This window comes from Streptomyces thermodiastaticus (assembly GCF_014656135.1).
GTDB classification, from domain to species: Bacteria; Actinomycetota; Actinomycetes; order Streptomycetales; family Streptomycetaceae; genus Streptomyces; species Streptomyces thermodiastaticus.
On sequence record NZ_BNBV01000010.1, the window covers coordinates 39205 to 60911 of the forward strand.

Annotated in this window: 16 protein-coding genes; 6 read left to right on the plus strand and 10 right to left on the minus strand. The window is 71.0% G+C overall.

Annotation, left to right across the window (positions count from 1 at the left end):
* Positions 1-191: 191 nt before the first annotated feature.
* On the plus strand, positions 192-1106 hold the full coding sequence (locus IE286_RS12085; protein ID WP_189796671.1) for a YceI family protein: 915 nt from the start codon (positions 192-194) through the stop codon (positions 1104-1106).
* Positions 1107-1259: 153 nt separating this feature from the next.
* Here the strand turns inward: IE286_RS12085 and IE286_RS12090 are convergent, their stop codons facing one another.
* From IE286_RS12090 to IE286_RS27770, 8 genes are all read right to left on the minus strand, one after another.
* Complete coding sequence (locus IE286_RS12090) at positions 1260-1592, minus strand: ArsR/SmtB family transcription factor (RefSeq protein ID WP_189796672.1); 333 nt, start codon at positions 1590-1592, stop codon at positions 1260-1262.
* Positions 1593-1738: 146 nt separating this feature from the next.
* Positions 1739-2677, minus strand: a complete 939-nt coding sequence (locus tag IE286_RS12095; protein WP_189796673.1) for an alpha/beta hydrolase — start codon at positions 2675-2677, stop codon at positions 1739-1741.
* A gap of 92 nt (positions 2678-2769) precedes the next feature.
* On the minus strand, positions 2770-3696 hold the full coding sequence (locus IE286_RS12100; protein WP_189796674.1) for an NADP-dependent oxidoreductase: 927 nt from the start codon (positions 3694-3696) through the stop codon (positions 2770-2772).
* Positions 3693-4943, minus strand: a complete 1251-nt coding sequence (locus tag IE286_RS12105; RefSeq protein ID WP_189796675.1) for an MFS transporter — start codon at positions 4941-4943, stop codon at positions 3693-3695. Before IE286_RS12105 ends, IE286_RS12100 begins: the two co-directional genes overlap by 4 nt.
* Positions 4940-7144 (minus strand): prenyltransferase/squalene oxidase repeat-containing protein, encoded by a 2205-nt coding sequence (locus tag IE286_RS12110; RefSeq protein ID WP_189796676.1) that lies wholly within the window; start codon positions 7142-7144, stop codon positions 4940-4942. Before IE286_RS12110 ends, IE286_RS12105 begins: the two co-directional genes overlap by 4 nt.
* A gap of 139 nt (positions 7145-7283) precedes the next feature.
* On the minus strand, positions 7284-7853 hold the full coding sequence (locus IE286_RS12115) for a hypothetical protein (RefSeq protein WP_189796677.1): 570 nt from the start codon (positions 7851-7853) through the stop codon (positions 7284-7286).
* Positions 7850-9118: a hypothetical protein gene (locus IE286_RS12120; protein ID WP_189796678.1), complete on the minus strand. Its 1269-nt coding sequence runs from the start codon at positions 9116-9118 to the stop codon at positions 7850-7852. The genes IE286_RS12115 and IE286_RS12120 overlap by 4 nt, the downstream gene beginning before the upstream one ends.
* Positions 9115-10026: an acyltransferase gene (locus IE286_RS27770; protein WP_308115037.1), complete on the minus strand. Its 912-nt coding sequence runs from the start codon at positions 10024-10026 to the stop codon at positions 9115-9117. Before IE286_RS27770 ends, IE286_RS12120 begins: the two co-directional genes overlap by 4 nt.
* A 590-nt stretch (positions 10027-10616) precedes the next feature.
* Between IE286_RS27770 and rfbB the strand changes: the two genes are divergently transcribed.
* The 5 genes from rfbB (at position 10617) to IE286_RS12150 (ending at position 18179) form a co-directional block, all read left to right on the plus strand.
* On the plus strand, positions 10617-11591 hold the full coding sequence (gene rfbB, locus IE286_RS12130) for a dTDP-glucose 4,6-dehydratase (protein ID WP_189796680.1): 975 nt from the start codon (positions 10617-10619) through the stop codon (positions 11589-11591).
* Positions 11592-11666: 75 nt separating this feature from the next.
* Positions 11667-12539: a glucose-1-phosphate thymidylyltransferase RfbA gene (gene rfbA, locus IE286_RS12135; protein WP_189796681.1), complete on the plus strand. Its 873-nt coding sequence runs from the start codon at positions 11667-11669 to the stop codon at positions 12537-12539.
* A 123-nt stretch (positions 12540-12662) separates the two neighbouring features.
* Complete coding sequence (locus tag IE286_RS12140) at positions 12663-14009, plus strand: class II 3-deoxy-7-phosphoheptulonate synthase (RefSeq protein WP_189796769.1); 1347 nt, start codon at positions 12663-12665, stop codon at positions 14007-14009.
* Between the two features lie 343 nt (positions 14010-14352).
* The gene (locus tag IE286_RS12145) at positions 14353-15549 is read left to right on the plus strand and encodes a cytochrome P450 family protein (protein WP_189796682.1); all 1197 of its coding nucleotides are present in this window, start codon (positions 14353-14355) and stop codon (positions 15547-15549) included.
* 587 nt (positions 15550-16136) lie between these two features.
* Positions 16137-18179: an alkaline phosphatase family protein gene (locus IE286_RS12150; protein WP_189796683.1), complete on the plus strand. Its 2043-nt coding sequence runs from the start codon at positions 16137-16139 to the stop codon at positions 18177-18179.
* An 83-nt stretch (positions 18180-18262) separates the two neighbouring features.
* Here IE286_RS12150 and IE286_RS12155 read toward each other — a convergent pair whose 3' ends face one another.
* Complete coding sequence (locus IE286_RS12155; protein ID WP_189796684.1) at positions 18263-20647, minus strand: glycoside hydrolase family 65 protein; 2385 nt, start codon at positions 20645-20647, stop codon at positions 18263-18265.
* 8 nt (positions 20648-20655) lie between these two features.
* Positions 20656-21522, minus strand: coding sequence for a universal stress protein (locus tag IE286_RS12160; protein ID WP_189796685.1), 867 nt, complete (start codon positions 21520-21522; stop codon positions 20656-20658).
* Positions 21523-21707: the final 185 nt, after the last annotated feature.

A 21707-nucleotide genomic window follows, 5' to 3' on the forward strand; every position in this document is an offset into this window, starting at 1 on the left:
CCGGGCCGGTGTCCGGAATCCACCGCACGCCATGTCCAGTGACGAGTGCCCACCGCACACTTGTTTTATGATCATCAAAAGTTGATCTCATCGCACCTGCAACCAGTGGCGGCTGGGCCTCTGGCGATCGCCCGCACCGACGACCGTGCGGGCCTCGCGGTACTGGTACGTGCACAAGAAGGGTGAACAGCATGGCCCTAGGACTGCTCCGACGTCGACGTACCCGCGGTGCATCCACTGCCGGGTCAGGTCTGGCGGTGCCGCTGCCGGCCGGCGCCGGTGCTTTCGTCTGCGAGGTCGTCGATCCCATGGGGCAGCCCATGGGCGGCGCCGAGATCACGGTGACCGCGCTCGCCAACCAGCGTGTGACCGCCCGCGGCACCACGGACCCGTTCGGCCTGTTCACGGCGACGCTGCCGCCCGGCTCCTACAGCGTGCGGGCGGCGGCGGAGGGGCTGACGCCGGCCCGCGAGAGTGTCGACATCACGGCCGGAGTCGCCCTGCCGCCGACGCGCGTCTCGCTGCTGCCGGCCCGTCAGCTGGAACTGCCGACGCCGGGTACCTGGATGTTCGACCCGCCGCACACCGCGATCCGGTTCATCGCCAAGCACGTGGGCATGGCGCATGTGCACGGCCGGTTCACCCGGTTCGACGGCGGCATCCGTGTCGCGCCGGACATGGCGGACTCCCAGGTGTCGGTGCGCATCGACGCCTCCAGCATCGACACCGGCAACAAGACCCGCGACAACCACCTGCGCAGCGCGGACTTCCTCGACGTCGAGCGGTACCCGTACATCGACTTCTCCAGCACCCGGTTCGTCTACCACGGCGGCCAGAAGTGGACGCTGCACGGAACGCTCACCATGCACGGCGTGAGCCGCAGCGTGGCCCTGGACACCACGTATCTCGGCACGGTCAACGGCGGTTACGAGCAGGAGCTGCGCTGCGCGGCGCTGGCGAAGACGGAGCTGCACCGCGAGGACTTCACCCTCAACTGGCGTTCCATGCTGGCCCGAGGCATCGCAGTGGTCGGCCCGACCGTGCAGCTGGAGCTGGACATCCAGGCGATGTACCGCACCCCGGAGACTCCCACGCCCCCGGAGTGAACGGCACCGCGCGCGAAACGCCGACGGCCCCGGATCCCTCCGATGTGGGCGGATCCGGGGCCGTCGGCCTGCTTCTCGGAAGACCGGACGAGGCGGACCACCGGTCAACGGCCGCCGAGCACTCCGGGCGTGCCGGGAGTGTCTGCGTGTCCCTCAGACCGTGGAGAGGACGTGTTCCGGAGCGGGGGCGGTGACCTGCACGGCATCCAGCAGGCCCGGGAAACGGGCCTCCAGGTCCTCACGGCGCAGCGTGATCACCCGGGTGGTGCCCCGTACCTCGGTGTGCATGATGCCGGACTCACGCAGCACCTTGAGGTGGTGCGAGAGCGTCGACTTCGCGATCGGATAGTCGAGCTGGCCGCAGACCCGGGGGCCCTGCTCGTGCATGACCCGGGCGATGTCACGGCGGATCGGGTCGCTCAGAGCGTGCAGCACCTTGTCCAGAGAAATTTCGTCCCGGTCCGGGTGGTAGAGCGCCGTGCGCATACGCGACCTCCTCGTCGGTATCGGTCCGTGCCCCGTCCCCCGGCGGGCGAACCCGGGAAAATTTCAATGTTCTACAAGTGTAGAACATGGTGAAGTCCGGTCGCCAGGGCGCGCCGCCTCGTGGACGTCCGCCCTGGGCACACCGGTCAGCCGTGCAGCGCGTACCGCAGCACGGTGACGCGTTCCTCGGCCCGCCGCCGGGAGACCCTGGCCGTGGGGATGAGGTACGCCAAGTGGTAGGCGCCGGAGAAGACGTGCGTCTCGACGGGCACGCCCGCCGCGAAGAGCTTTTCCGCATAGGCCACCGCCTCGTCCCGGCACGGGTCGTACTCGAGCGCCGTCACATAGGCCGGAGGCAGGCCGGTCAGATCCTTCTCGCGGGCGGGTGCCGCGTACACGGGTACGTCCTCGCTCCCCGCCCGCTCGCCCAGGTAGTGCCGCCAGCTGAGTGCGGCGTTCGGAGCGTTCCAGCCGGGGGTGTCGGTGAAGCGGCGCATGCTCAGTGTGTCCCGCCGGTCGTCCAGCTCCGGCAGGTCCAGGTACTGGAAGGCGATCCGCGGGCCGCCGCGGTCACGGGCCATGAGGGCCACCGCCGCGGCCAGCCCACCGCCGGCGCTGATCCCGTGGACCGCGATCCGGCCTGCGTCCACACCCAGGTCACGGGCGGTGCCGGCCAGCCACTTCAGGGCCGCGTAGCAGTCCTCCACGCCGGCCGGGTAGGGATGCTCCGGCGCAAGCCGGTAGCCGACCGAGACGACGACCGCCCGCACCCGACGGGCGATGTCCAGGCAGGTCTCGTCGTCGACCTCGATCCGGCCGATGACGAAGCCGCCGCCGTGGATGTTGAGTACCGCGGGCAGGTCCTCCCCGGCCTCGGCCGGCCGGTAGACCCGCACCGGGACCAGCGGGTTGTCCTCCGGGCCCGGAATCTCCAGGTCGGTCACCTCCACGCCGGTGGTGTCGGGGGCAGGGCGTCCGGCGCTCGCCGCGAGCAGCTTGGCGCGGGTCTCGCGCGGGTCGGTCAGGTCGAAGACCCCGAAATTCCCTGCGGCGTCGACGAGATCGGCGTCATAGCGATATGTCATGTTTCTGTTCTGTCCTCCCTGTTCGGTGCGGATGGTGGGGGGCGATGTCTCGACGGGACGTCAGTGGCACCGTGCCGGGCGATGTGCCGCGCTCACTCCTCCGTGAGAAGCACGATCTTCCCCCCGAGCCCGCCACGTTGCCCGAGCCGGAGCGCGTCGGCGGCACGGGACAACGGGAAGCGCGCACTGATGGGCAGTTCGAAGGGGCTGTGGCCGATCAGGTCGAGAGTGGAGGCCAGCTCCAGCGGCACGTGTTCGAGATACGGCACCCCGCGCCGCTGTACGTCCGGGTCGGCCACGATGGTGACCCGGCGCCGCTGGTCGCCCACGAACCGCACGGCCGCTTCGGCGGGTTCCGGCCCGCCCGCGCAGTCCACCGAGGCGTCGAACGGGCCGAGCGGGGCGAGGCGCTCCGGCAGCCCGTCGCCGTACTCGACAGGCACGGCCCCCAGGCGCCGCAGCAGTTCGTGGTGCCGGGCCGAGGCCGTGCCGACCACCTCTGCGGCACCGAGCAGCAGGGCGAGCTGCACCGCGGCGAGGCCGACGCCGCCGGAGGCGCCGTGGACCAGGACGCGTTCCCCGGCGCGCAGCCGCACCTGGCGGAGCGCCGAGTAGGCGGTGCCGGCGGCCACGGGCAGCACCGCGGCCTGCTCGGCGGAGAACCGGGCGGGCCACGCGGTCAGTTCGTCGGCCTCCTGCGAGGCCGGAACCACCTCGTGCACGCGGTACGTACCGGGCCGACCGTGCCGGATGACCGGATCACCGGTACGGAACCGTCGTACACCCGCGCCGACGTCGACCACCACACCCGCGGCCTCGACCCCGAGGCAGCCGCCGGGCAGGTCCAGTGGCACGTGTGAGCGCAGATCGCCCCGCAGGATCTTCCAGTCGATGGGGTTGACACCGATCGCGACGTAGCGGACCACCACCTCGCCGGGGCCCGGCACGGGGACGGGTACGTCGGCCCGGTACAGCTCCTCGGGTGTCCCGTACCGGTCGAAGACGACTGCCGTGCTCATCCGTCGGTTCCCTCCGGCTGTACCGTCGGCCGGCGGAACGCTCCGGCCACCGCGTACACCACGAGCGAGAGCAGGTACGCGACGATGGTGAACGCGGCGACGCCCCAGAAGCCGGTCACATCGGCCAGCAGGACACCGCCGACCGCGCCGCCGACGGTCGTGCCGATGTACATCGCCGCGTTGGCGAGGGACGAGACGGTGCCGCGGGCGGTGTCCGTCTGCTCCTGCAGAACGCTCATGAACACCGGGAAAACGAACCCGGCCACCATCATCACCAGCGCCAGCAGCACCAGCGCCGTGGGAAGGTTCGGCGCGAGCGGCACCAGGCAGTACAGGACCACGAGGGTGAGCACCGCCGTCAGCAGCGACCGGTACAGGCCCAGACGGCGCACCACCCGGCTGCCGAACAGCGAGCCGATCAGGTTGCCCGCGCCGACCGCCATCATGGCCGTGCCCACCGCGCCGACGTCCAGACCGAAGTCCTTGGTGAACCAGGAGCCGTAGAACGAGATGGCCTCGAAGTTGCCGGTCTGGAACACCAGGTAGCCCAGGAGGTACCAGCGCAGGCGGCCGGCGCCCAGGACCGTGGCGTACGTCCGCAGAATCGAGCGCGCACCGTTGCCGGAAGCGTGCGGACGGCCCGGGACCGACGGGAAGAAACGGGCCAGGAGCAGCCACAGGAGGGCGGAGACGACACCGATCGCCCAGAACGGCAGGTGCCAGGAGACGGCGGCCAGCCAGCTCCCGAGCGGGATGCCCGCGAACTGAGCAATGGACAGGCCCGCCGTGGCGAAGCCCATGGTCCGCACGATCTGTTCCGGCCGCACCAGGACCGGGATGGATGCCCAGATCTGCGGGGAGACGAACGCGGCGCTCACCCCGGCCAGGAAGCGGAAGAGGATCATCGTCCACAGGCCCTGCGCCCATCCGCACAGCGCGGTCATCACGATGAATCCGATCAGCCCGGTCAGCAGCACCCTGCGCCGGTCACGCCCGTCGGACAGGGGGCCGGCGACCATGGCGAACAGCGCGTAGCCGAGCGCGTAGGCGCTGACCATCCAGCCCGAGACGTCCGAGGACACATGGAAGGTGCCGGCCAGGGTCGGCAGCAGTGGTGCCACCAGGAACGTGTCGGTTCCGATGACGAACATCGTCGCGAAGCTGAGCAGGGAGACGGTCCGCGCCGAGGGCGTGGGCCCGTCTTCGGCCGCCGTGGCAGCAGGAGGAGCCGAGGAAACACTGGTCATGTCATCATCACCGCCCACGAGCGGTTGAGCTTCCCTTCGAGCATGTGGAGGGCCTGGATGGCGATGAACCCTTCGTCGGTGGTCTCGGACGCACCGCCGGGTGTCCGGGAGAAGCCGCCGTCGGCGCTCTGCCGGACGGCGATCCACCGCGCACAGGCGGCGGTGTCGGCCGGGAGGGCACCCAGGACGTAGAGCGCGGCGATGGCGTGGTAGGAGCCGACGAAGCTTTCCGCACCGTTCTCCCGGTAGCGGAAACCGCCCGCCTCGGTCTGCAGGCTCTGCAGCCAGGCGACTGTCCTGTCGGCGCGCGGCGGACGCAGGCCGAGTGCGGCCAGGGTGTCCACCACGCGGAAGGTGGCGAACGTGTCGGACGGCGAGCCGGGCTGATTGCCGTACCCACCGTCCGGGTTCTGGCAGCTGAGCAGGTAGGCGATCAGGTCGTCCGGACGGTCGGGCTGTGCGTCGAGCGCAACGAGGGTGAGCGCGGCGAGGTGGGAGTGCCAGGCGTCGCAGGGGTAGCCGGGCGCGTTGCCGAAACCGCCCTCGGGATGCTGGCAGGCCCGTACGAACTCCACACAGCGTTCACGGTCGAAGTCCGGGTGGTCCGCACCGCCCAGCACAACGGCGGTCAGGACCGCGCAGTAGGTGGTGAACGCCTCCGACGGCAGGCCAGGTTGCTCCCCGAAGCCGCCATCGGCGTTCTGGGTGGCGAAGACACCCGTGAGCACGCCCGGCACGTTCGGCACCGGTTCGCCCAGCGCCATCAGGTCTGAGACGACGTGGAGCACGGAGAAGGTCTGCGCGGTACAGTCCGAGCGAAGGCCGAGGGGCGCGCGGTACGGGGTGAGGCCGTAGCCGAGGCCGGAGGCCGTGGACTTGAGCCAGCGCAGATAGCCCGGTATGTCGACAAGTCCCTCGGACAGCGGGGCGCTGACGACGTGGGTGAGATCGTTGTCGAACGGCTCTGGCTCCGGCCGCTCGGTGAGTTCCGGTGCCGAGGCCGCCGCAGGCAGCTGGTCGCCCAGTGCCGCCAGGGCGAGCAGCTGGGTCTGGGCGTGCTTGGCGTGGAAGGGCACGTACGTCGTGTTGCCCACGGCGAACGAGCCGGTCGTGCGGGGCGGCACCATGACGTGCCGGGCCAGCGGTACGGTCGGGTCGACCGGCGTGGAGAACCAGCTGCCCTGCCCCTGGAAGACTCCGCCGGCCTCCGGGTCGGTGTACCGCTCGACTTCGGCAGCGGCTTCCTCGGCCATCGTCTTGAGCCGGCCGTCCGCGCCGTTGCCGCCGTCCAGTCCGGCGGTCCGGCAGGCGGCCAGGGCGAGGAGGGCGTGGTCGCCGACGAGCTTGGCGGGGAACGGGGAGTCCGGCCGGCCGTGCAGGGCCGCGATCGGATCGACGCGGACCACGGAGTCGGCATCGCTGCGGTCCCAGTAGCCGTGGGCTCCCACGTGCGGGTGGTGCGCCTCGACGTGCAGCAACGCCGCACGTGCGCGGTCCGCCGCCCCCCGAAGGCCCCGCTCGTGGAGCCGGCACCAGGCAAGCGAGGCAAGGGCGCTCGCGCGGGTGCGGTGGCCGTACACCGTGTCCGGCTCGCCGCGCGGGGTGAGACAGGCCCAGACGCCGTCCCCGTGCACATACCGCTCCAGGTGCTGTGCGGCCTCGGAGAGGAATGCCGACCATTCGGGGGAGCCGTCGTCCACCGCGTCGACGGCCAGGACCAGGACGGCTGCCTCCTCCAGCGGACTCGCGCCGTCCAGGACCGTGGACAGGGACCGGTCCAGGCGGGCCGGCCAGGCGTGGCGGATCACCGCGGCGCCGACCTGGCGCAGCATCGCGCGCGCTTCGTCGGCCGGTCCCGTGTCGCCGAGCAGAGCGCCGGCCCGGTGCAGCGCCCAGGCGGCCAGCGCCTGGACCGAGGGCGTCCGGACGTCACCCACCGGATGCGGGACACCGGTGACATCGAGCAGCTCGCGGTATCCGGGATGCTCGCCGTCCGCGAACTCCCGCAAGGCCGACAACAGTCGTGCGGTCAGGTCCTGGTCGTCCGGGCCGGGCAGCACCAGGAGGGCGAGTGCCGCGTCGCGCAGGGCGCGGTCGGGGGTGATCACGTCGGTCGCGTCACGGCCGAGGACCGCGGGAACGCGGCCCTGGGCGTCTAAGAGGTGTTTCAGGACGAACGTGCGCAGTGAAGGCGGACTCATGAGCTGACTCCTGTCGCGAGGGTGAGGTGGCAGGCATCCCCACTTTTTTTCATTGTTCGTAGAACATCGAAACTTCGGCCATGGTAACAGCGCGCGAGCCGGCAGCCAACAGGGCTGCGCCGAGCAGACCGAGAGTCTGTCAGCAGGCGTGCGGTGCGTGCACGCGATGGCCGGTGTCCTGCTCCGGGCCGCTCACGGCCGGCGGGCGCACATGGTCGGGGCTGAAGCGCTCATGGACGTACAACTGCCGACCGTCGTCACACGTGATGACGTACTCCTTGTACACGCAGACCCGTTGCCGTCCGTCACCGTCAGGCCATGCGGCGGTCCCGGACGAGAGGATCTCCCGGTGCTGCCGCGTGCGGCGCTCGCGCAGCCGGCGGCCGAGGGGGGCCAGATCCTGCGCGGAGCCCGACCAGCCCGCCGGCGGTGCGGTGAAGACCACGGTGTTGCGGCTCACCACCGCTCCGGCCGGGGTGCACAGCGTCGAGGTGCGTTCGACCGCGCAATCCGCCGCGCTCAGACCGAGGGCGGCGCGCGCGGCCGGGGGCAGCCGGTCGGCGGGCCGGACCGTCTGGCGGTCGACGTGCACGGTCAGACGGCAGTCGAGCAGCGCCTCCAGCAGGACCGTCGTGGACCCGTCTCCGGCGAGCAGCATGCGGGTCGCCCCGGCGATCAGGGACACGTCGTCGCAGGTCGCATCGGTCACCCTGCCACCTCCTCGGCCTTGTGTGCTCGCCGGGCACGTGCGGCCAGGGCGGCGTCCCTGAGGAGAGCGGCAGCCTTGGCCGTGCCCGGTCCCTCCGGCGCCACAGCCAGATGCGCGGGCGTCGGCTCCGCGCTTCGTGCCCCCTGCCGCTTTTCGATCAACGGCCGTATCGCATCGGCCAGTTCGTCGATGTTCGGCTCGACGAGCGAGGGGAAACCGAGACGGCCGAGCCGGTCGGAGGCCTCGACCTCGTGATACTCGGCGAGGCTGCCGAGCACGAAGACGGTGGGCACACGCAGGGCGGCGACCTCGGTCACGGTGATCCAGCCCGGCGCCGACAGCAGGACATCGGCCTCCTGGAGCAAGGGCATCCAGTCGGGGAGGTAGGTGAGGACCACCACGTCGTCGGGAGCTTCCACACGCTCCCGGCCCAGAAGGACGAGCTGCAGATCGGGATGATCACGCTTCAGCCGGCGATGGGCCAGGATGTAGGACTCGATGACCCGTTGCTTGTTCTCCCAGAACATGCTCGTGCCGCCGACGGATCCGACCATGAGCGGCCCCGGCCCGAGACCGAGCGAGGCGCGGACGGCCGCGCCGTCACCGGGTTCGGGCACCTCGCGGATCATGGGGCCGGTGAACACCGCCCGGCCCTGCGCCATGGCCCGGGCGACACAGGTGCCTTCGTCGAGTTCCGGGATGTACGGCTTGTCGGTCAGGACGACTTCGGCAGTGGAGACGATCCAGTCGAAGACGGTGTGCAGCGCGTTGCGGCCTCGCCTGAGGTCCTCGTGGTGGACGCGGAAGCCACCCGCCTCCAGGGTGCGGTCGTCGATCTGGACGAGCGTGAAGTCGTACCGCTCCGTGACGAGCGCGTGCGGGGTGCCGCTGAGGGCGGCGGCCATGCTGGCGGAGGTGTTGTAGTCGCTGACCACCAGGTCCGTTTCCAGATCCTGGTAGTAGGACAGATAGCTCAGCACCCGTTCGCCGTTGACGAACGCGGGAGCGACATAGTCCCCGATGTACGTCCGCCAGCCCAGGTCACGGGTGAGGTTGCTGCGGGTGGCGTGGTCGACGTGGTCGCCCGCGACGTCGATCACCCGGACGCCGGCCGCCTCGAACAGCGGGCCGAAGGTCGGCTGCAACGAGCCGAGCAGGACGGTGAGTTCGGTGTCCGGGTTCTGCCGGCGCAGCTCACGGGCCAGGGCGAGGCTGCGCATGTTGTGCCCCGAGCCGGTCGGGGCAGGGGCGAAGACGATCCTCATGCGTTCTTCCTTTCCAGGACTCCGGACGTGGTGTGGCCTGCGGGGACGTCACCGACGACAAGAGCCCCCGGAGTGACGACGGCTCCGTCGCCCAGCGCACAGGGTCCGACGAGGGTGGCGCCGGCACCGATGCGGACCCCCGCGCCGATCGAGACGGGACCGTCCTTCCAGGGCAGGGAACGCCGTGACAGATCGTGGCCGCTCGACAGCACGAGCGTGCGGGGCCCCAGGACGGCTCCCGCCCCGATGTCGATGCCGCCGGAGGCCTCGAGAACGGACGTGTCACCGATGACGACGTCGGGGCCGACGCGCACGCCGCCCTGGGGCGAGGGACCGTCCGCGCGGCCCATGGCGATCACTCCGGAGCCCAGCCGGACCCGGGGGCCACCCGACAGATCCGCGTCGAGCATCCCGCCGCCGCCCGAGGTCCAGCCGTCGGGCAGCCGCTTGCGGTTGGAGTCGGCGCGGGCCCGCACCCGGGCGATGATGGCGCTGAAGTCCGGGGACCCGTCCTCCACCACTGTCCGGTGGCGCAGAACGTACGCCGGGCGCCCGACGACGACCGCGTCCGCCGGTACGTCCGAGGTGACGTGCGCGCCGGCCGCGACCACGGCACCGGGCCCGATCCGCACCCCCGGTTCGATCACGGCCCGCGCGCCGATCCAGGCGCCGGCCTCTATGGCCACCTGTCGCGCACCGGGTCGGCCGATCCGGGTCAGGGAGGCGATCTGGCATCCGGACGCGATGTGCGCCCCTGCGATCTCGCAGCGGAAGCCCACGAAGACACCGCCTTCGACGACGGACGCACCTACCGTCGTGCCGAAGCGCACCCAGGCTCCCTGCCCGACGGACGTACCGGCGGACAGTTCCACCTCCTCCTCGACCAGCGCGCCGGGATCGACCGTCACATCGCGCGACACTTTCGAAAGAGGCCGTTCACATAAATCGGCTGACGCCGTGCCGGCTGCGCGGCCGGGCTGTAGGGGCATGGCTCTCCCATCCGCCCCGAGCGAGTCGGGACAATGGACATCGAATACCGCTCTGCAATTCGCGGCACTCCCACGGCGGAGGAAGCTAACGACACCTCACGTCAATCCGCAAGGGGCGTAGACCGCCGGCCTCGATGACGATGTGAGCCATCGCGCTGTAACCCATCTCACATCTCATCTCCGCGACCACCGGAACGGGTCACTCCATTCCTTCTACTGACGTGCGGATTCGCGCGGACGTTACGCGGCGGTAAGTGAACCTTCATCAGTTCAGTGCGAGTTCTCGCCCCTTAGGTGCGCAGGTAGGGCGTTGCGGTCCCATGTTCGATGTTCTACGATGATCGCACGCGGTGAGCGCTGCGCTGTTTTTTTGAGAGAGACCCGGTGACGTCCCGGGGCCAGTTCCGCAGTATTCCTTTCCACAGGCGCTTCCGACTGGGTTGCAGATCTCTGATGGAAGCCCGCTCGTCGAAGAAACCCCGTGAGTCCCGTCGAAGGGTGATTTCCCCATGCACGTTTTAGTGACAGGCGGAGCCGGATTCATCGGCAGTCATTACGTCCGCCGGCTGCTCGACGGCCGGTCGGATCTCGCCGTCGATCGCGTCACCGTTCTCGACAAGCTGACCTATGCCGGCAACAGGGCCAATCTCGCCCCGGTCGCCGGCCACCCGGCGCTGCGTTTCGTCGCAGGCGACATCGCCGACCCGGTGCTGGTACCCGAGCTGCTGTCCGGCGTCGACGCCGTGGTCAACTTCGCCGCCGAAACCCATGTCGACCGCTCGATCAGCAGCTCCGCCGAGTTCGTCACCACCAACGTTCTCGGCACCCACAACCTGCTCGAGGCGGCCCTGCGGTCCGGCGTGTCGCGGTTCGTCCAGGTCTCCACGGACGAGGTGTACGGGTCCATCGACGCCGGGTCATGGACCGAGGAGTGGCCGCTGGCTCCCAATTCCCCGTACGCGGCGGCAAAAGCAGGCGCCGATCTGCTGGTGCGCTCGTACTACCGCACCCACGGCTTGAACGTCGGCATCACCCGGTGCAGCAACAACTACGGCCCGTACCAGCATCCCGAGAAGGTCATCCCCCTCTTTGTCACCACTCTTCTGCGCGGCGGCACGGTGCCTCTCTACGGCGACGGTCTCCATGTCCGCGACTGGCTGCACGTCGACGACCACTGCCGCGGGATCGACCTGGTCCTGGCGAAGGGAGAGCCCGGCGAGGTGTACAACATCGGCGGCGGGCGCGAGCTGACGAATCGTGAGCTGACGCAACTCGTCCTGGACGCGTGCGGCGCCGACTGGTCCTCGGTCCGTCCCGTGACCGACCGCAAGGGACACGACCGGCGTTACTCGCTGGACTACGGCAAAGTGCGGGCGTTGGGCTACCGGCCTCAGGTGCCCTTCGAAGACGGCCTGGCGGACACGATCGCCTGGTACCGGAAGAACGTCTCCTGGTGGGAGCCGCAGACCACGGCCACCGTCTGATGCCCCGCTGCGGTCTGTGCGGATTCACACGCAGTCCCGATCACCAGTGGCCCGACGAGAACGAAGGGGATCATCATGCGCGGCATCATCCTCGCCGGCGGTTCCGGAACCCGGCTGCGACCGCTGACCAGCGTGCAGTCCAAGCAGCTGCTGCCCGTCTACGACAAGCCCATGATCTACTATCCGCTGTCCGTCCTGATGCAGGCCGGCATTCGCGAGATCCTGGTCATCTCCGGTCCCGAGCACGTGGAGACCTATCGAACGCTTCTCGGTGACGGCAGCCGCCTCGGCATCCGTATCGAGTACACCGTCCAGGACGCCCCGCGGGGCATCGCCGAAGCCCTTGTTCTCGGGGCCCCTTTCACGGACGGCGAAGACATCTGCCTCGTTCTCGGCGACAACATCTTCTACGGCCACCGTCTGCCCGACATGCTCCGCGAGGAGACCGAGCGGGTCGATGGCTGCACGCTGTTCGGCTACCCGGTGAGCGACCCCGAGCGCTACGGCGTCGCAACCGTCGACGACGACGGCACCATCGTGACGCTGGAGGAAAAGCCGGCCCAGCCCGCCTCCAACCTCGCCGTCACCGGTCTGTACATGTACGAAGCAGAGGCGGTGGAGCGTGCCGCCCGCCTCACCCCGTCGGCCCGCGGCGAACTGGAGATCACCGACCTGAACCTCACGTATGTGCGTGAGGGCAGGGCCCGGCTGGTCAACCTCGGCCGCGGCTCCGCGTGGTTCGACACGGGCACCCATGACAGCCTTCTCGAAGCCGCGATGTTCGTCCAGGTGCTCGAGAAGCGGCAGGGCATCCGCATCTCCTGCGTGGAGGAGGTCGCCTACCGCATGGGCTACGTCGGCAAGGAACAGCTGACCCTGCTGGGCAAGGAGCTGTCGGCCTCCTCCAGCTACGGACGGTACGTCATGGAGTTGGCCGGCACGTCCTGACGGCACACCGCTCAAGGCTCTCACCCCTCCCACCTCGTGAACGGTGCCCCGACCAGCTCAGGAGAGTTCGTGGAGACCCTTCCTACCCTCGCCTCGCCCGCCACGGGCCCCGCACCGGCGGACATGACGGAGTCCTGGCGCGCCCGGCCGGCCGCTCAGCAGCCCGAATGGCCGGACCCGGTCGCCCTCGACGCCGTGACGCGGCAGCTCGCCGGCGTGCCGCCCCTCGTCCTGTGGGGCGAGTGTGCCCGGTTGCGGGACCGCCTGGCCGACGTGGCGCGCGGTGATGCCTTCCTGCTGCAGGGCGGCGACTGCGCCGAGACCTTCACCGGCGTGTCCGCCGACGCCGTCGGCAACAAGCTGACCACACTGTTGCAGATGTCCGCCGTTCTCACGTACGCCGCCGCGATGCCGGTCGTGAGGGTGGGCCGTCTCGCCGGCCAGTACGCCAAACCGCGTTCGCGGCCGACCGAGACCCGCGACGGCGTCACGTTGCCGGCCTACCGGGGAGACGCGGTCAACGGGTATGCCTTCACCCCCGAGGCACGCGTCCCGGACCCGCAGCGCCTGCTGCGCGTGTACCAGTCCTCCTCCAACACGCTCAACCTCGTACGCGCCTTCATGGCGGGTGGCAACGCCGATCTCAGTCAGGTCCACGAGTGGAACAGGGACTTCGTCGCCGGGTCGCCTCTCAGGGGGAAGTACGAGCGGCTGGCCGACCACATCGACCACGCCCTGGACTTCATGCGGGCAACCGGAGGCAGGCCGGAGGACTTCGACAGCGCCGAGTTCTTCGTCTCCCATGAAGGACTGCTTCTCGACTACGAATCCGCCCTGACGCGTCGGGACGCCGGCACGGGCCTGACCTACGCGGCCTCCGGGCACATGCTGTGGATAGGCGAGCGGACCCGCGACCTCGACGGGGCGCATGTGGAGTACTTCTCCACCATCGCCAATCCCATCGGAGTCAAGCTCGGTCCGGCCACCACGGCTGACGCCGCTCTGCGGCTGGTGGACCGCCTCGACCCGGATCGAGTGCCCGGGCGACTGACCTTCATCACCCGCATGGGCAAGGACAGGGTCCGCGACGCGCTGGCTCCGCTCGTGGAGAAAGTCACCGCCTCGGGTGCCCAGGTGGCCTGGATCTGCGATCCCATGCACGGCAACACGATCGAGGCCCCCTCCGGCCACAAGACCCGCCGTTTCGACGACGTGCTCGAGGAAGTACGGGGTTTCTTCGACGTGCACAACTCGCTGGGGACGCACCCTGGTGGCATTCATGTGGAGCTGACCGGCGACGACGTCACCGAGTGCGTCGGCGGAGGCCACGAGATCGGCTTCATCGATCTCAGCGCGCGGTACGAATCCACCTGCGACCCGCGCCTGAACCGCCGTCAGTCGCTCGACCTGGCCTTCCTGGTCGCCGAGTTCCTGACGGAGACCGCACGGCGACGGCGGGGACGCGGGTGAACCCGCCGCTGTGTGCGGCCGGGCCGTGGGTGCGCGGCGGAGGCGACACTGCCTGCGGCGCCGGCGGACGTGGTGGTGGACCGATGCGGCGACAGCCGGTCCGGGCTCCTTCGCACCGCACCGTGGGCGCCCGGCGTCGGCCTGGTGACGTCGCCGACCGGCCGGTTTCCGTCGTTGGGGGCCCGTCCCAAGCCCCGTCGGCCACCGCGGCCGACGGGCCCCGACTCGGGTCGTCCAGCCGCCACGGCTCCCCTGCGCCGGGCTCGCGGTTCGGCTGAATGCCTTCTTCGTCCGGGTGCCGCCCGCTGATAGCGTCGAGCCGGACAGGAGACGAGGAGCAAGGATGACGGCAGCCGAGGTGATCGATCTGGTCGCGATGGGCGAGGACTTCGTCCGCGACCCCTATCCGGTGTATGCCGCGCTGCGTGAGCGCGGGCCCGTGCACAAGGTGCGCATCCCGGAGGGCACGGAGGCCTGGCTCGTCGTCGGGTACGAGGCCGGGCGGGCCATCCTGACGGACCCGAGGCTGTCCAAGCAGTGGAAGAACGCCTCGCCCTCCATGCCGATCTCCAGTCCCGCTGCGGGGCCGCACATGCTCAACTCCGACCCGCCGGACCACGGGCGGCTGCGGAAGCTGGTGGCCCGTGAGTTCACGGCACGCCGGATCGAGCAGCTCGGGCCCCGGGTGCAGGAGATCACCGACGAGTTGCTCGACGCCATGGCGGCCCTTGCGGAACCGCGGACGGATCTCGTCGACGCGCTCTCGTTCCCGTTGCCGATCTCGGTGATCTGCGAGCTGCTCGGCGTGCCGATGCTGGACCGTGCCGCCTTCCGGGCGTGGACCACCACCATCCTCACCGATCCCGATCCGCAGGCGCGGTACGCGGCGACGGAGAAGACGGCCGCCTATCTGTCCGATCTGCTGGAGGACAAGCGCCGCTCCCCCGGCCCGGACCTGATGAGCGCGCTGATCCGTACCAGCGACGAGGACGGCGACCGGCTGTCCTGGGACGAACTGCGCGGTACTGCCTGGCTGTTGCTGGTTGCGGGGCACGAGACCACGGTCAATCTGATCTCCAACGGGGTGCTGGCCCTGCTGACGCATCCCGATCAGCTCGCCGCGCTGCGTGAGGACATGAGCCTCATCGACAACGCGGTGGAGGAGATGCTGCGCTGGGACGGGCCGGTGGAGACGCCGACGTTCCGGTTCACCACGGAGCCGATCGAGATCGGTGACACGGTGATCCCCGGCGGGGGTGAGCTGGTGCTGGTCGCGCTGGCGGACGGCAACCACGATCCGGCGCGGTTCACCGACCCCGACCGTTTCGACATCCGGCGGGCCACCGGCGGCCATCTCGCCTTCGGTCACGGCATCCACTACTGCCTGGGTGCGCCGCTGGCCCGTCTGGAGGCGCGGATCGCGATCCGTTCCCTGCTGGAGCGCTTCCCCGGTCTCGCGCTCGACGCGCATCCGGCCGCGCTGACCTGGCGCACCGGCATGCTCATCCGGGGCCCGCACCGGCTGCCGGTGCGGTGGTAGCGGCCATCCGGGGCCGACGAGACCTCAGGTGACCGCGCCGCCCGGTGCTCTGCTACCGGAGGGCAGAGCCTGCCCGGCTCCGGGCGGGCGAAGACCTCGCGGCCTCGTCGTTCCTGCGGACACCTGCCCGGCGGGAGCGCCTTCGGCGCGGCGGGTCGGGTTTCGTCGATCCCGCGGCCGGTGGTGTGTCCGCGTCGGCCGCGCCGAGGTGTGGCGTCGTCGGCCACGGGGCGGGTGGGTGGTGCGGCCGTGGTGTGCCCGGGATGTCCCGGACCACTGGCCGGCGCACATGTTTCCGCTGGTGGTAACGCGCCGTTCACCCCTGCCGTTCTTACTGGTCCGAGGCATGCGCCGGGGGTGTCCGGTCCTTCCTCGAAGGCGGCGTCCGTGGCGGATGTCCGCTCGTTGCGGGCGCGGCCCGCCCGGCCGGCCGCGTCCGGTGGCCGGCGCATCTGCTGCGCCGCGGTCGAACGATGAAAGGCCATGCGGTGGTGCGGTCCCCTGGCGACATGTGCGCCCGCCGCCGTTTCCCGGCCGCGTCCTCCGCCCGACGAGTCATCACCCACCTGTCGCAGAGAGGTACACCGATGACGTCCACCTTCACCGACAACCAATCCGCCGAGGCTTCCCACGGGGAAGCCGGCGTCACCCGGCGAAGAGCGCTGCAGACCGCCGCGGGCGCCCTCGGCGCGCTGGCCGTCGGCTCCGTCACCGAGGTGGCCGGTGCCGGCGAGGCGCAGGCCGCCGGGCAGGCGCTGCCCAAGGGGTACCGCGGGAACATGTCCGACCTGAAGCACGTGGTCGTCCTGATGCAGGAGAACCGCTCCTTCGACCACTACCTCGGCCAGCTGCCCGGCGCACGCGGGCACCACGACAAGCAGGTGCTCCGGTTTCAGGACGGCACCGACGTCTTCCAGCAGCGCGCCGCCGACGGCACCATCGTGACACCCAAGGCCTCCACCGCCACCTGGAGCGACAACCACAGCTTCTACGGCGCCAACGGGGGCCGCTGGAACACCTGGGTGAAGGACAAGGGCGAGAAGTGCATGTGGTACTACACGCCCGACCACATGCCGTGGATGTACTCGCTCGCCGCCCAGTACACCGTGTGCGACATGAACTTCTGCTCACTGCACGGGCCGACCATCCCGAACCGCTACTACCTGATGACCGGCACCGCGAACGGCGAGACCTCCAACGCCGGTCAGAACAACTACTCGCGGACCTGGCTGACCGTGCCCGAGCAGCTGGAGCAGGCCGGCATCAACTGGCGCGTGTACTGCGACAACAGCGGCAACGGCGTCGGCGGCAGCCTGCAGAGCGGCTTCATCGGCGAGTACGGCTGCAACGTCACCAACAGCTTCAAGGCGTTCGACCCGCGGATCGCGAGCGAGGAGGACCTCGCCCCGGGCACCGGCAAGATCTGGAAGGCCAACTCCTTCGTCTACTCGGGCGCGACCACCCCCAACGACGACTCCGAGGAGAACCTCAACGCGGTGCTGCGGGACCTGATCGCCGCCTGCGAGCCGGGTGCCGAGCACCCGCTGCCGGAGGTGTCGTGGGTCGTCATGCCCGCGGCGTGGAGCGAGCACCCGAACTTCGACACCGTCCACGGCGAACGCTACATGGACAAGGTGCTCCAGATCCTGCAGAGCAACGAGGAGATCTGGAACCACACCCTGGTGATCATCACCTACGACGAGAACGACGGCAAGTTCGACCACGTGCTGCCGCCGCGCCCCGAGCCGGGCACGCCCGACGAGTTCTCCGGCAGCACTCCCCTCGGCTTCGGTCCACGGGTGCCGATGCTGCTGGTCTCGCCGTGGACCCGGGGCGGCCATGTCGTGTCGGAGGTGTTCGACCACACGTCGGTCGTCCGGTTCCTGGAGACCTGGGCCGCCTACCTCGGCAAGCCGTTCAGGTGCCCGAACATCACCGCGTGGCGCCGCTCCATCGCCGGTGACCTGACCAGCGCCCTCGATTTCACCCATCCGCGTCCGGGCCGCGTGGAGATCGCCGACCCCATCGACGGCACCCCGCCGACGTTCCCGCCGGGCGGGCTGACGCCGCGCGGGCTGTCGTTCCACCCGCACGCCACGCTCGTCGAGGACCGCGCCGCCGGCACGGTGACCGCGTCGATGACGCTGACCGGCGGACCGGACGGCAAGGCGGTGAGCCTTCAGGTGTTCCCGGACAAGTACCGCGAGTTCTCCAACACCCCGTTCACCGTCTCCGCGTCCCGGCCGCGCCGGTACACGTGGGACACCGCCGACACCGACGGCAAGTACGCCTTCTCCATCTACGGGCCGGACGGTTTCCTGCGCTCCTTCGCCGGGCAGCTCACCCCGGCCGGCCGGACCGACACCGCGATCCCGGTCGTCGACGTCGACCTCGTCACCGGACGCCGCCCCACGGTCCGCTTCACCCTGCGCAACGCCGGCAAGCGGCCCGTCCACTACACCCTCGAGGCGAACGACTACGCCGGCGGCACCCGCAGGTACACGGTGCCCGGCGGCAAGTCGGTGGCCGTCGACTGGCCGACCGAGCACGGCTACTACGACGTGGTGCTCACCGACGGCTCCGGTACCGGCTGGACGCAGCGGTACGCCGGGCGGGTGGCGACCGTCTGAGCCCCTCGGCGAGCCGCGGGCGGTCACCGGCCGCGGCTCGCCGCCACATGCGGCCCGGCACGGCGTGCCGGGTGCGTGCCGGCTCAGTCGGGCAGCACCAGGCTGCACTTCTCGCCCGGCTGGACGTGCACGGTGCCGTCCGGCAGCCGGACCTCGATCGGCGCGCGGCCGGAGGGGGGCACCGCGATCTCCATCCGGCCGTGCTCCAGGCGCAGCCCGACCCCCCAGTGGCCCCGGTAGCGCAGGCGGAACCCGTAGGAGGACAGCTCCGGCAGCGGTACGGGGTCGAGCCAGATCGCGCCGTCGCGGGTCTCCAGGCCGGTCAGGCCGCGCTGCACCAGGTCGAGGGTGCCCGCCATGGCGCCCAGGTGGATGCCCTCGCCGGTGGTTCCGCCCTGCACGTCGGCGATGTCGCCGCGCAGGGCCTCCTGCACGAACGCCCAGGCCTCCGCGCGGCGGGCGCGGGCCAGGACCCAGCCGTGCACCAGGCCGCTGAGCGTGGAGCCGTGGCTGGTGCGGGCCAGGTAGTAGTCGACGCAGCGATGCCAGAGGTCCTCGTCGACCGGCCGGCCCAGGCGGCGGAACAGCGCCTGGAGTTCTGCCGGGGAGAACAGGTAGCCGAGCATCAGCAGGTCCGCCTGCTTGGAGGCCTTGTAGCGGTTGGGGGTGTCGCCCTCCGCCTCCAGGATGCGGTCCAGCCGGCGGATGTCGCCGTAGCGTGCGCGGTAGCCCGCCCAGTCGAGTTCCTCCAGCTCGCCGTAGCCGTCGAACTGGCTGATGACGTCGTCGTGGGTGGGCACGTGCAGGGTGCGGGACACCTCCTCCCACCGCTGCGGCTCGTCGTCGTCCATCTCCAGCCGTTCCACGAGTTCGCTTCTGCGGGGCTCGGGCAGGGCGCGGAGGGTGTCCAGGGTCCGGGCCAGCACCCAGGCGGCGGTGACATTGGTGTAGGTGTTGTCGTCCAGGCCGGACCGTTCGGAGCCGGGGTAGGCGTCGTGGTACTCGTCCGGGCCCACGACGCCCCGGATGCGGTGCCGCCCCAGGTGGGGGTCCCAGGTGGCACAGTCGGCCCAGAAGCGGGCGATCTGCACGAGCATCTCGGCGCCCTGGGTGTGCAGGAACCCGGTGTCGCCGCTCGCCTCGCAGTACTGCCAGATGTTGTAGGCGATGGCCGAGCCGACGTGCCGCTGCAGGTGGGTGTGGTCCGGCAGCCAGCGCCCGGAGCGGGGGTTGAGGTGCAGGCGCTGGGTCTCCTCCCGGCCGTCGCTGCCGCTCTGCCACGGGTACATCGCGCCGCGCCGCCCCAGCGCGCGGGCCGCCGTGCAGGCCGCGCCCAGACGCCGGTGCCGGTACTGCAGCAGGGCGCGGGACACCTCGGGCAGATGCAGGTTCAGATACGGCAGGACGAACAGCTCGTCCCAGAACACGTGCCCGCGGTAGGCCTCCCCGTGCAGGCCGCGGGCAGGGACCCCGACGTCCAGGTCGGCGGTGTTGGGCGACAGGGTCTGCAGGACGTGGAACAGGTGCAGCCGCAGGATGCGGCCGGGGTCCCCGGGGACGTCGATGTGGGCCCGGCGCCACAGCCCGTCCCAGGCGGCCCGGTGGGCCGTCAGCAGGTCGTCGAAGTGGGGCGCGACCAGCACCCGGTCGGTCGCGGCACGCAGCGGGTCGCTGATGGCCGGGTCGTGGGAGGTGTGCAGGGCCACGGTCTTGTCGAGGGTGACGGGGCGGCCGGCCGGCAGACGCAGGTGCACCATCTGGATCGCCTGCTGGTGCTCGTGCCGGGTGTGGACGATGGCGTCGCCGTGGGCGGTCAGCCGGGAGGCCACGCCGATGCCGGTCTCGGAGGTGCGGGTGCGGCAGTGCAGCCAGACCGTGCCGGGGGCGAGGGTGCCGGTGTCGACGTCGGTGAGGTGGCGGCCGTCCAGGTCCCGGTACCGGGGCACGCCGGCGTTGGTGACACCGCCGTCGATCGCCGCTTCCACCTCGAGGTCCACCGGGCCGCCCTCGGCGGTGAGTTCGGTGCGCAGGGCGGCCAGGTACGGGTCGGCCATGTGCACGATGCGCACCTGGCGGACCGTGAGGGCCTGGCCGTCGCCGAGGTCGTAGCAGGTGCGGCGTTCCAGCACACCGGCGTCCAGATGCAGGGTCTGCCGGTGGCCGAGGACGGTGACGGTGTCGGGGGTGAGCCAGGAGCCGCCGGGCTGCCGGAAGCGCACCGGCAGCCAGTTGGGCAGGTTGACCAGGTCCTCGTTCTCCACCTGGCGGCCTGCGACGCGGGAGACGAGCCGGTTGTAGCAGCCGGCGACGTAGGTGCCGGGGTAGTGCACGTCGTCCGCGGTGCACTCGGGCAGCGCGCCGCGGGTGGCGAAGCGGCCGTTGCCGAGGGTGCACAGCGCCTCCCGCAGCCGTTCCTGCGCGGGGTCGTACCCGTCGTACTCCCATGTCCCGGCCGTGATCGACGTCATCGGGGCTGTCATACCACCCGGTGCGGCACGACGGCGACCGGGCACTGCGCGTGGTGGAGCAGTGCGCGGGTGGTGCGGCCCAGCTGGGGGCCGGGGTGTCCGGTCGCACGGCGGGCTCCCACGATCACCAGATCGGCGGCGGCCGAACGGTCCACGAGCACCCGGTGCGCGGGCCCCTCGGCCGTCGTGGCCCGTACCCGCACCGAGGGGTGCTCGGCCCGCGCCTGGTGCAGCAGCTCGTCGAGGACGGCGGCGTCGCGTCGTGCGCCTGCGCGGGGCTGCGTCTCGTCCGTGCCGGGGGAGGCGGCGGTGCGGCGCCCGGCGCGGACGACGTCGAGGACGCAGTCGCGCAGCTCGGCCTCGCACAGCGCGAAGCGCACCGCCTCACCGCAGGTCGCGGGGTCGCCGGCGCCGAGCAGGATCCGTTCGTGGCTGCCGGCGAGGCCCGCGGTGTCGCCGCGGACCACGATCACCGGGCACCGGGCCCGGGCCGCCAGGGTCCGGCTCACCGAGCCGAGAAGCAGCTCCCTCGGTCCGCCGCGCCCGCGGCTGCCCGTGACGAGGACGCAGGCGCCGGCACTCGCGTGCACCAGGGCCGACACGGGGTCCTCGGGGAGGACGCTCGTCCACACCGTCACCTCCGCGTCGCGCCGCCGGGCCCACTGTGTCGCCGTGTCGGTCACCTGCCGGGCCATCAGCCGTTCCGCGGGCAGCTCGGTGCCCGCGGGGGCAACGGCGCCCTCGTAGCGCTCCCAGAGGGAGGCGTGCACCAGCCGCAGCGGCACCCCGCGCCGGGCGGCCTCGTCCACCGCCCAGTCGACCGCGGTCAGGGCGGGGCCCGACCCGTCCACACCCACCACGACCGGCAGCTCCATGTCCACCGCCACCTTCACCGAGCGCTGCCGCCGGACAGGGCCTGTCGGTCGGATCAGGCCTCAGCACGGCAGGACGTCCGTACCTCTCACCGTCGCATCACACCCGGCCCCGGCGCGAGGGCGCAGTGGCCCCGGTCCGGGACGTTCGGCCCGGTCCGCGGCCCACTCGGCCTCTGGGGCGGCGG

Excerpts from the sequence above, each read along its gene's own strand:
- IE286_RS12085 (WP_189796671.1), top strand. The coding sequence starts at position 192 with ATGGCCCTAGGACTGCTCCGACGTCGACGTACCCGCGGTGCATCCACT.
- IE286_RS12090 (WP_189796672.1), bottom strand. The coding sequence starts at position 1,592 with ATGCGCACGGCGCTCTACCACCCGGACCGGGACGAAATTTCTCTGGAC.
- IE286_RS12095 (WP_189796673.1), bottom strand. The coding sequence starts at position 2,677 with ATGACATATCGCTATGACGCCGATCTCGTCGACGCCGCAGGGAATTTC.
- IE286_RS12100 (WP_189796674.1), bottom strand. The coding sequence starts at position 3,696 with ATGAGCACGGCAGTCGTCTTCGACCGGTACGGGACACCCGAGGAGCTG.
- IE286_RS12105 (WP_189796675.1), bottom strand. The coding sequence starts at position 4,943 with ATGACCAGTGTTTCCTCGGCTCCTCCTGCTGCCACGGCGGCCGAAGAC.
- IE286_RS12110 (WP_189796676.1), bottom strand. The coding sequence starts at position 7,144 with ATGAGTCCGCCTTCACTGCGCACGTTCGTCCTGAAACACCTCTTAGAC.
- IE286_RS12120 (WP_189796678.1), bottom strand. The coding sequence starts at position 9,118 with ATGAGGATCGTCTTCGCCCCTGCCCCGACCGGCTCGGGGCACAACATG.
- rfbB (WP_189796680.1), top strand. The coding sequence starts at position 10,617 with ATGCACGTTTTAGTGACAGGCGGAGCCGGATTCATCGGCAGTCATTAC.
- rfbA (WP_189796681.1), top strand. The coding sequence starts at position 11,667 with ATGCGCGGCATCATCCTCGCCGGCGGTTCCGGAACCCGGCTGCGACCG.
- IE286_RS12140 (WP_189796769.1), top strand. The coding sequence starts at position 12,663 with ATGACGGAGTCCTGGCGCGCCCGGCCGGCCGCTCAGCAGCCCGAATGG.
- IE286_RS12145 (WP_189796682.1), top strand. The coding sequence starts at position 14,353 with ATGACGGCAGCCGAGGTGATCGATCTGGTCGCGATGGGCGAGGACTTC.
- IE286_RS12150 (WP_189796683.1), top strand. The coding sequence starts at position 16,137 with ATGACGTCCACCTTCACCGACAACCAATCCGCCGAGGCTTCCCACGGG.
- IE286_RS12155 (WP_189796684.1), bottom strand. The coding sequence starts at position 20,647 with ATGACGTCGATCACGGCCGGGACATGGGAGTACGACGGGTACGACCCC.
- IE286_RS12160 (WP_189796685.1), bottom strand. The coding sequence starts at position 21,522 with ATGGAGCTGCCGGTCGTGGTGGGTGTGGACGGGTCGGGCCCCGCCCTG.